The 10,050-nt window shown below is 42.8% G+C and carries 7 protein-coding genes; 2 read left to right on the top strand and 5 right to left on the bottom strand.

The window, feature by feature from the left end:
• Both AB4496_RS13245 and AB4496_RS13240 read right to left on the bottom strand, forming a co-directional pair.
• Positions 1-978, bottom strand: a 978-nt coding sequence (locus AB4496_RS13245; protein WP_372131122.1) for a cytochrome-c peroxidase, incomplete at its 3' end; no start/stop codon positions are given.
• Positions 965-2,038, bottom strand: coding sequence for a cytochrome-c peroxidase (locus AB4496_RS13240; protein WP_102257978.1), 1,074 nt, complete (start codon positions 2,036-2,038; stop codon positions 965-967). The genes AB4496_RS13240 and AB4496_RS13245, both read right to left, overlap by 14 nt.
• Before the next feature lie 134 nt (positions 2,039-2,172).
• Here AB4496_RS13240 and AB4496_RS13235 point away from each other — a divergent pair, with 134 nt between their 5' ends.
• Together AB4496_RS13235 and AB4496_RS13230 are read left to right on the top strand one after the other, a co-directional pair.
• Positions 2,173-4,197, top strand: coding sequence for a hypothetical protein (locus AB4496_RS13235; protein ID WP_240798319.1), 2,025 nt, complete (start codon positions 2,173-2,175; stop codon positions 4,195-4,197).
• A gap of 206 nt (positions 4,198-4,403) precedes the next feature.
• Entirely contained in the window at positions 4,404-5,594 is a 1,191-nt protein-coding gene (locus AB4496_RS13230; protein ID WP_102257977.1) for a hypothetical protein, read from the top strand.
• Positions 5,595-5,791: 197 nt separating this feature from the next.
• Here the strand turns inward: AB4496_RS13230 and AB4496_RS13225 are convergent, their stop codons facing one another.
• The 3 genes from AB4496_RS13225 to AB4496_RS13215 are packed head-to-tail and all read right to left on the bottom strand — an operon-like array spanning position 5,792 to position 9,856.
• Entirely contained in the window at positions 5,792-6,430 is a 639-nt protein-coding gene (locus AB4496_RS13225) for a DapH/DapD/GlmU-related protein (RefSeq protein WP_017098601.1), read from the bottom strand.
• Positions 6,423-8,567 carry a peptidase domain-containing ABC transporter gene (locus tag AB4496_RS13220; protein ID WP_102257976.1) on the bottom strand — a complete coding sequence of 715 codons (2,145 nt, stop codon included), beginning with the start codon at positions 8,565-8,567 and terminating at the stop codon, positions 6,423-6,425. Before AB4496_RS13220 ends, AB4496_RS13225 begins: the two co-directional genes overlap by 8 nt.
• Positions 8,568-8,569: 2 nt before the next feature.
• Complete coding sequence (locus tag AB4496_RS13215; RefSeq protein WP_017098603.1) at positions 8,570-9,856, bottom strand: HlyD family secretion protein; 1,287 nt, start codon at positions 9,854-9,856, stop codon at positions 8,570-8,572.
• Positions 9,857-10,050 lie beyond the last annotated feature (194 nt).

Here is a 10,050-nt window from a genome sequence, read left to right as displayed (position 1 = left end):
TCCGTCATCCGCCACACCACCTCGGTCGTAGAAATCAATCACCGCTTCTAAAGTTGGAATAGTGCCATTGTGCATGTAGGGCGCAGTGTATTTTGTATAACGTAGGCTTGGCGTGCGAAACTTACCTAACATCTCTTTACGTTTTGCACGAAAGTAAGCACCGGGATCAGCCTTTGTAGTGCGGTACATCTCTTCGGTGACACCTTTAGAATAAAGCTCAAATCGAAACGTTATCTGTGCCAGTCCATCATCATTCCACCAAGGGCTTGGCGGCACGCCAATGTTGTAGAATTTCTGGTCAGAAGCCAAAGCCCCGTTGTGACAAGCTATGCAATTCGCTTTTCCCTCAAACAGTGCTTTACCCTTCAATTGGGACTCAGACAAAGCGGTTTTGTCACCGAGTAAATAGTTGTCTATTGGTATGTCGCGTTGAATCATCGTACGTTCAAACGCGGCTATAGCACGCCAAGCGTTGTGTATTTTCGGAGTATCATCACCAAACACTCGCTTAAAACGTTCAACATACTCAGGTACTAACGCTAAACGCGCTTCCATGATGTCATCTTCACCATTACCCGCGACCGCGCCCTTCGCAGCATCTTTGGCTTGCGCTTCCAATGACATAGCGCTGCCCGCCCAGAAAAATTTGTCATAATAAGCCGCATTAATAATCGTTTGGCTATTACGCCAATGTACCGTACCCGGATATCCCATGGATAGGTCATCAGGAAAACCCCAGCCCTGAGATTGAATATGGCAACCAGCACATGGGCTAGTCGTATCGCCACTTAGCCGACCGTCATAAAATAAGATCTTTCCCAACTCAATTTTTTCTGGTGTTTGTTTATTATCCGCAGGCACAGGCACCTCCCCTAGAGGCTCAAGCTGTACCTTTGCATTAACAACATTGGGAAGCCCCGTCATCCCAATAAGAATAAAGAGTGCTGCCTTTAATACAGAGCGTTTAGTTACGAGCATTTGACCAATCCTCCGTGTATTCGTAGCCGAAGTCATAGTCTAACCATTCGTATTCTTCGCCTATAAGGGCATCTCCAGATAACGATTCCAAAAAAGCCACCAGCGCCTTTTTTTCATAGTCCGTTAGGGAAAGCGTGGTGAGTCGAGAGTCTTTGTTTGAGTCTTCGCCACCACCTTGATTATAAAATTCAACCACATCTTCAAGCGTGGTAAGCATGCCATTGTGCATATACGGCGCAGTTTGAGTGAGCTCTCGCAGCGTTGGCGTTATGAACTTACCGCGATCGCTACCATCCGCTTTATGAGTTTGAACATGCGCACCAACATCGCGCTTTAACGTTAAGTAATCTTGCACACCCATAAACATGTTGTAGGCAAGAAAAGATTGATGTCGCATTGGGTCTAAAAATATCTCATGATTTTCTGGCACTCCGGTATTGTGTGCCTTTCCGTCCGAAAACAGAGCACCACGATGGCATTGGCTGCACCCCGCTTTGCCTGTGAACAGCTTTTCTCCCTGGCTGGCTAAGTCGCTAAGCTCACCCTTGTCAAAAGGGACGTTTTTCGAAGTCAATGTTTTTAGGTATTCAGGCAGAGCTTTGCGTACTCCGCCATTTGACGGTTCTCCAAGATTGGCCGCTTTAAACATCTCAACGTATATTGGATCTTGTTTGAGGCGTTCCTGCATCAAACGCATGTCCATATTCATCAGCCAGTCTTCAGTGATATTCTCCCGCACCACATCGTTTAGGTTGGTGCCAATACGACCATCGTGAAACCACACCTCTTTATAGGCTGTATTAATAAGTGTTGGAGCATTGCGAAATCCATCACTCCCCGTATAGGCAGGGCTCAACGGTTCAGGGTAAGAAAAACCATTAGATGGAATGTGGCAACTGGAGCACGATATCGAGTCGTCCCCGGACAAGCGCGTATCAAAAAACAGTCGTTTACCGAGTTCTGCCTTCGCCGTATTTATACTCATAGGGGGCAGAGCGGCGTATAGAGTTGCAGAGAAAAGGGCACACACTCCTACCAAGCTTTTTAGTGCGATGCTCATCGACATTCCTTCGGGGTTACTATCATCCACCCCTATTATTAACACATGAAACATTAAAGATATGATTAGGATCATACAATTAGAAATGATAAGAGTTATTATTCAAACTTGTTAATTCAGTGGTGCTTGAATATATGTCTCTAGATAAATTACTTCACAAAGTTAAACACATCTACTTGACTGGAAACCTATCCGAACAGGTATTGGCAGCACAAATATTAAGCCGTTTTCAAAACACTAAATATCTGATTATAGAAAGGTTAGAGTCCCAGAATCCTGACCTTGTTCTCACGAGTCTTGAATGCCTCGCTTTAGATAATGCAGCGCCTATTGAGCCCATCCTCAACTGCTATCAATACTGGGACGACAGCGAAATTAAATTGGCATCGTTAATGGCTATTGAGAACAACCAACACTCTCTACTCGCTGTTCCTGTATTATTAGAAGCAGTATGCGACGAAAATGACTACTGGGATGGGGGTTGGAATGACGGAGATGACATCAGCTTGATTGCTGCGCGGATTTTAGACAATCACAAACACCAACTAGATCACGAACAGTCTCTGCGTTTACTACACCGACTTCAGAATGACCCCGAGCCAGATCTAAAAGGCAAACTCATTGCTTTACTTTCGCGTCACTCCCCTACTCTGCTAAATGAAAACAACGTACTCAAAAGCACCGCTGATACTCGGATTTTTTTGAGAAACACTCAAGACAAAATAGTCTTGTACAAAGCCACACAACACCCTGATATTAGCTGCCAAAAAGTCGCATTTCAGCGTCTATCTGAAATGGATTGTCGTGAATATCTGCAGGTATTTTTAAACGGCCTGTCTCATTCAGACCCATCCATCAGAGAGAGCTCTGTACATCAATTAACGAAATGGAATTACCTAGTAGATATAAAGCACCTTAATTTTGAATTGCTGCTATCTGGTATGCTGCTCAACTCACTCATAGGGCTACTGAGTAACAAAGATAAACTGCATGTCATTGACCAACTTCAAAATAAACCGAATCTAGCCAATGCAACCGCAGCGGTTATTTTACTGATTTCAAATTTGGAAACTCAGCATAAACAGTTGCAACTAGCCCGTTTTATACCCCATTTCTATCAAGTGTTTTCAAAGTTGGAAGAGTCAGAACAACTCGACAGCCTAAACAGCCTATTAACTGAAACTTCCGAACAATTTAGCGTTGCCTTTATTCAGCAACAACTTCAGCAGGAAGCTTGTAGTAACTCTATCAAGCGACTGTTAATTGAACACCTTTCGAAAAACCCAAAAACTAGCCACCAAAGCTATTTAAAAGAACTCACTTTAGGGACATCAGGTATCATAGTTGCGGATTCTTCATTAAAACCTAGAACAACAACGAGCATCGCCCCTATAGATGAAATGAATAACACGGTAATCAATGGCACCAATGAACAGTCAGCACTTATTACATCAACACTTGATGCATTAAAACAAGCTCACTCACCTGCTATCTCTAACGCTGACTCTACCGTCGCATCTACTTCTACTTCAGTAAAGAAGCGTTCTAACAGATCTGCAAAGATAGAGGCTCTAGAAAATCAAGCGATCGCTCTAGAGTTTTGCTCAAACAAAACATGGCTGTGCGGCCTTTGCTCTGACGACAAAATAAGTCATCTAACCAAAGCGGCATTTCACGCCTTGATTCATGCCTTATGTAGACACAATATAAGCTTTTCCGATGTACAATCATCACGCTTTAATCAGCTCACGTTAGAACTCTTGCTAGATGAGCAATCCGAAAATATCGGCGACATCCTCGACTGGCTTGGCGATGATTGGATACAACAGAACCGTTTGTCACTGATGTCATCACCCTGCCTATCTTTAAGAGTCGGCTTAATAAAACACATCAATGACGAGCAACAATTATTAGAATTGATCAAACATTCGTATATCGGCATTCAGCACGCAGCGCTCAATCAACTTGCGCTTAACGGTGTTTGTCCCCAGAAGAAACTGATCGGGTTGCTTTTGGAAGAGCCGTTGCTTTATCCACAGTTGGCAAACTTTGAAGCACATACGGTTTATGAAATACTTGAAAGTGAATTAGATCACCGATCCTCAACGACTCTTCAAGCCACTCTCACGTATCTTGAAACGACAAGTCATCCCCCCTAACAAAGAACTCAAATTTGGTAGCAAAATCAAGCCCATTGATTTGAGGCTTTCATTTTTACTTCACTCGCAGCCGGTAAAGTTAGTAGCAACGAATTAAGCCTCGATTTGTAAGGTATTGTATGGGTTTGTCTAACAGCAACTTCTGTCACTAAACAACGCACTGCAGTTCCGTATATTGATACTTCGTATGAATAATAAGGTGTGTCATGAAAACTCTATCTTTAGCTACCTTAGCGACAGCTATCTTTCTCATTGGATGCGGTTCAAATCAAAATAAATCGCTATTCAATCAGGCAAACGCAGCACCGTCAGTTGTACATGGGGTCACGATTGAAGCCGTTCCCTCTCAATTCGTTGAATACTCTCAAGCAGGCTACAACCGATATGTAGCGGTCAATGCCCCGAATGGCAAATCTATCCATATTTTGATTATGGATCGCCTGAGCGATTATCAAATAGTCAAAGCCGTCAATGTTCTCAACCACTATCTAACCCCTGTTGATGGCACTAAGTATGGGAGCACTGACTCAAAACGCGAGATTGCAAACGCGATGGCCAACAATGGCGCAATACTAAAGCTAATGAATTATTACGATGAGCCACGATACAACGATGACTTGCCCGGGCAGCCCTTGTTCGAAGAAGAGATTCAGGTTGAAGGCGGTGAATGGTATGTCCAACAAGATTATGAAGAGCATCGTGACGCCTCTTATGAGGAAATACTGCATTTAGTCCATGACTATGGCATCGGGGTTTTTAACGCGCCTGAAGATGCAGTAACCGCATTACCAGAATTTCAAAAAGAATTTAATGCGATACAGAGACAAGCATTACACCATGCTTACACGCCACCCCGTGATATTTTAGAAGAGTGGCAAGAAGAAGTCAGCGTTGATCAAGAGTACTTTGCCGCTGTAATTGACTGCTACTACGGGCTTTGGGGAGCATACAACGGCAAAGGTATGTGGGGGTTATACCAAGTTAAAACCCGCGACGATTTCTCAAAAGAAGACCCCGATGCACAAGCGATAGTGAAGCAGATTTTCTCTCCAACATTGACTTACGATGCATACCTTGCCGATACATTCACCGGAACATTTAAAATGAGGTATGACCCAGCGACGTCCTATACTCATCACTCTAAATATCTTACTAAACTAACGCTATCAGGTAACAATGATGCGAATATTGAGATCAACGAGCATGACAACCGCGTAACCGGAAACGCGGGGGTAAATACAGTGATCGCCCATGGCCCTAAAAGTGAATACCAGATCCATGAACTGGGGAATGGTAAAATTCAACTTAATGATACCGTTGTTTCACGTGATGGCTTGAACGTGCTATCCAGTATCGAAAAAGTACAGTTCACTGATCAGCTTTTGTCTTTTAGGTAATATTGACCAGTTTACAATTTAGTCAAAACGAACCAACAGTGACATTACACAATATTGTAGAGTTTGATGTAAACGGAGTGCCTCCTAGCTCAATTGACCGCTACAAGTCATTCGGGAAAATTAAGTGACAGGAAGCACTATCAAAATAGGTGGTTTAGGGAAAACTTGTATGTGTATGTTGCCAGCTCAACTTTCGATTAACTTAATTCCTTTTTCTTTACAGTACACGGGTTACCCGCAGCCATACAATTAGCCGGTATATCCTTTGTGACAACACTACCTGCCCCTATAACTGCTCCATCGCCAATATTAACGCCAGGTAAAACAATACACCCATAACCTATCCAAACATCATTGCCTATTGTTATGGGCTCAGCTGTTAGACGATCAAGCTCATCTGGATGACCTCTATTAGTAAGAGCATGACCACTACAATCCATAACCACTGTATTTGGACCAAACATAACATTGTTTCCTATAGATACTTTTTCATAAGCACAAATAGTAGTTCCTTGAAGCACACAACCTTGCCCGATCACTATTTTTCCAAAAGGCCTGTCGTTAACTGAAACGCTGGTCAGCTTTGTGATGCCGGAAGGGAAAGCAGGAAGGTTAGACGACTCGATGTAACAACCAGAATCGATAGTAATAGCCTCATCCCCTTCTGGAAAATTTTCGAAGCCTTTAACTCCTACTTTAGTCAAGGTAACAGCCGGGCATCCAGAGAACGTAACCCAATCGTCTCCACCAAAAAATTGGTTGTATTGCTCCATCAATGCAGCACCAGATAATTCAGAATGATTATCTGGGCAGAGTATTCTTTCAGATTTATACATCTTGAGCTTCCTGCTTAAAATTATTGGGAATTTCCTGAACCAAACCTCCCTCCATAAGTAATACTCTGTCAGCCGAAGCAATGGTTTCTGGGCGGTGAGCAATCATCAATATAGGAGTATTGATTTCCTTAAACATCTGGCAGACAAACGACTCCGTATAGATATCTAAGCTACTTGTCGCTTCGTCCAATACGAGAAACTTGGGTTTTTTATACAAAGCTCGCGCGATGAGAATCCTTTGTTTTTGACCTCCTGAGAGACTAGAGCCCATCTCACCAACCAACGTGTGGTACCCCATATTTAGGCTTTCGATATCATCGTGAACACCCGCCCTACGAGCACACTCCACAAGCCAGTCTTCATCTAAATCGCCAGCGAAGAATGTAATATTCTCGATAATCGAACCACTAAACAACTGGTCTTCTTGCAACACCGCGCCAACCTGAGCTCTAAGAGATTTGGAGGCAGGCGATTTATTACCGAAATAATTAATGCTACCTGATGTGACTGAATAAATACCCAATAGCAGTTTAGAAATGGTTGACTTACCACAACCAGACGGCCCAACTAACGCTACAATCTCATTACTTTTTACACTAAAACTTGCACCGTTAAGAATAGGAGGTTGGTCTTTTCCATAAGAGAAGTATACCTCGTCAAACTCGATAACATTATCGCCCTGATTATTTATTGCAACGGGTAACCCTATGACATCAGGCTCGTTATCCGTTTCTTTTTCGGTTAAGACAATATCTGCTAAACGCTCGTTGTACACAGATAGCATCTTAAACTCGAAATACTTATCGATTAGTGAACTAATGCTGGCAGAAAAACGCCCTTGATACGAAAGAAACGCCATCAACATACCGATAGTAAATAGTCCATCCAAAACCAAATTTGCACCAAACCAGAGAACAGTCGCAGACACAATGCTAACAATGGTCACATTAATTGTGTTATAGATCATCCCGAGCTTTTGCTCATGTAGCTGCGCATTTCTTCTATTAATATTGAGGTTTCGCCAAGACGACTCCCTCCAAGGTAACGCCCCATTGACTCGCAAACTTAATACACCGCGAACTGTCTCTATGAAATAACTGTCTTCTTGAGTGCTGGCTTCCCAGGTATTTTCTTCGGCGCGTTTAAACGCGCCAAACCACGCAAACCGAAGAGCGATGTAACCTAACGCAGCAGCGATGGCAATGAATGAGAGTTCAGGGCTGTAAACCAACATAACCGACAGAGTGCCAACAACTAATACTAAGTCGAGTAGAGCTTGAATTGCACTGGTTGTTAACGTCTGCTGAATGACATCCACAGCGGAAAATTTAGCACTAATACTCCCTATATCCCTTTTTTCAAACCAATCTATCGGTAACCGGAACAAGTGATGGAAAACGTTCGCAGCCCACTGCATATTAAAGTTCACTGACAGCTTGATTGTCGCCCATTGCTGGGCAAGACCAATTAGAGTTTGCGTCGCAGTTACTATCAGAATGGCTCCAATGACGAGTACAAGAAGGTTTTTGTCATATCCAACCAATACTTCATCAATCACGATTTGGTTGAAAATGGGCAAGGTAAGCGCTAATAGCTCTAGTACCAATGCGAAAACAAAAATCCGTCCTAACGCCTCTTTTAAGCCAACGGTTTTACCAATGAGAGTCGATAACCGAACGGCTTTACTTCCCACTTTTTCTTCGAAGTCATGAGTTGGTGTTAGCTCTAGAGCTATGCCTGTGAAATGTTGGTTTACCTCATCATAACTTAGTGTCAACGATCCACTTGCAGGATCATGAATGTCAATCTTCTTCCCACGCACTCTCTTTAACACAACAAAGTGATTTAGATTCCAGTGTAAAATACAGGGTGTGGCTAATTGCTCCAATTCCTGTAGTTCTAAGCGAACCGCCCGCCCCGAAAGCTTGAGAAGTGCACCACACTCAATAAGCCGAGCAAACGACATCCCATGCTGAGTAATACCGCATTTTGCCCTTAGTGAGCGTAGGTCGGCTTTATAACCATGCCAATCGGCAACCATAGCTAAACAAGCGATACCACATTCCGCCTTTTCTGTCTGTCGGATCAAAGAGAGTTTCCTCCCCCACCCCCAATCTATAAGCCCTTCTGTATGCATGGTTATATTCGCCCTTTAATCGTGTACAAAGGCTCTAACAGCCACTCGTAGACCTTGCGTGTATCAAGTTCAATGTCTGCGGTTAATGTCATTCCTGGAACAAACGTTTGCTCGTCCCCATAAACAGTAATGGTTGGCTTCTCTAATGTGACTCTCACTTGATACAACCCAACACCACCATACGTACGAGAAATCTGACTTTGGATCAGCGGGCTATTTGGTAACATATCCGCGGAGACTGCAGATTTTGATATGGAGTCGACAACACCTTGCTGAACACCAAACTTTTCATAGGGAAACGCATCAAACCGTAAACGAACATTCTGACCTTCTTTAATAAAACCTATACTGCGACTGGGCGCATAAAGCTCAACAACGACAGGCTCTTCACCCTCAGGAATAACAACGAGTAGAGGTTGACCTTTATTAACTGAGTGACCTTCCTTGACGAAAATTGACGCAACCACACCGTTAATCGGTGATACAACCTGAGTATCTGTTTGATAAAAGTATTCGATTTTACTTTGAGCGATTTGTTGAAGCTGGCGGTCTATTTCCTGGAGGGTAATGTCAAGTTCTAACTGTAACGTATCTTTCGTATCTTCCAACTTGGCCTTTTCTCTGACCAATCTCTGTAAACTAAGGTGCTGTGTTTGTACCTTAGCTTCTAGTGTTATTAACTCGAGTCTTTGTCTTTGAAGTTCAATAGAAGAAATGAACTGCTTGTTGACCAATACTTGTTGTTTATCAACCAAACTTTGAGCAAGGCTTAGCTCTTGTTCAGATAAATCAACGACAACTTCCAGTATGCCGGCCTCTTCTGACAAACGAACTAAGTCATCATCAATGACTTTTAGTTGATGCCGAGATTTCTCTATTTCTTTATCTCGACGTTCGTTTAGCAAAGTAATTTGACTTTCAATGGTAGCAACAATGCGTTTTTTCACGCCCTGCCCAAACTCATCATAACGCTCTGTTTTTATCTCATATAGAGGTTCTCCAGAGAACACTGTCTGGCCTTCAGTGACAAATACACTTTCAGCATACCCTTCATCATTAGCCTGTACCTTCACAATACCGCCAGTCGGACTTACCACTCCGTTCAGTGTATCTCTGCGTGTATATTCGGCAAAAACAACGAAAAAAATAATAGTCATCAGAACAAATATTGATGCAGCTAAAAACATATGCTGATTCAACGAAGCGTCAATTAAAATTGAGCCTTGATTGTCTGATTTCTGCGCCTCAAAATACTCTGGTCTATATAAATGCTTAGCTCTTGTTACCACGGGTAATCCTTTCCCTTAACAAACGATGCTAAAGCTGTATAACAGCAATTTCTTGTTGCTTGTTTGAAATCAACTTTGTATTCACTTTTTTCGCCGACAAATCGACACCGCATTGACAAATTTTAGTTCTACACTTGGTTGGATTGGTAGGAAGCTCAACATTTTCATCATAAATAGAGCCAATGGGGCCATCT

This window comes from Vibrio sp. 10N.222.46.A1 (assembly GCF_041473595.1).
Lineage (GTDB): Bacteria > Pseudomonadota > Gammaproteobacteria > Enterobacterales > Vibrionaceae > Vibrio > Vibrio tasmaniensis_A.
Note: the sequence above shows the minus strand (reverse complement) of the source record. Positions and strands in the feature narration are given on the sequence as shown.

Coding starts and splice junctions, on each gene's coding strand:
- AB4496_RS13240 (WP_102257978.1), bottom strand. CDS start 2,038: ATGAGCATCGCACTAAAAAGCTTGGTAGGAGTGTGTGCCCTTTTCTCT.
- AB4496_RS13235 (WP_240798319.1), top strand. CDS start 2,173: ATGTCTCTAGATAAATTACTTCACAAAGTTAAACACATCTACTTGACT.
- AB4496_RS13230 (WP_102257977.1), top strand. CDS start 4,404: ATGAAAACTCTATCTTTAGCTACCTTAGCGACAGCTATCTTTCTCATT.
- AB4496_RS13225 (WP_017098601.1), bottom strand. CDS start 6,430: ATGTATAAATCTGAAAGAATACTCTGCCCAGATAATCATTCTGAATTA.
- AB4496_RS13220 (WP_102257976.1), bottom strand. CDS start 8,567: ATGCATACAGAAGGGCTTATAGATTGGGGGTGGGGGAGGAAACTCTCT.